This is a genomic window from Psychrobacter sp. DAB_AL32B (genome assembly GCF_002224105.1).
Classification (GTDB): domain Bacteria; phylum Pseudomonadota; class Gammaproteobacteria; order Pseudomonadales; family Moraxellaceae; genus Psychrobacter.
In genome coordinates, this window is sequence record NZ_NEXU01000215.1 from 1 (window position 1) to 223 (window position 223).

At 39.9% G+C, this 223-nt stretch carries 1 protein-coding gene; it reads left to right on the plus strand.

Annotated features, from left to right (window positions below):
• Positions 1 to 88: 88 nt before the first annotated feature.
• On the plus strand, positions 89 to 223 hold a 135-nt coding region (locus CAN34_RS14700; protein ID WP_368039519.1), incomplete at its 3' end, for a 3'-5' exonuclease.

Sequence of the window (223 nt, forward strand, 5' to 3'; positions counted from 1 at the left end):
TAAAAAAGATAAAGTTGATGTCCATATGCTAGTATATGTATTCGTGTGTCGTAACTAACTACATGCCTACTGCGGGCAGTGTGTACTTATGGTACGTCAAAGTCCGTTCATCGTGGTGGGCTGCATCCGCTTAATTGAAATACGCCATATCAAAGACGTTTTGGCGTTTGTTAAAATACTTTATAACCCCAACGATACCATTGCATGGCATCGTATTTTAACC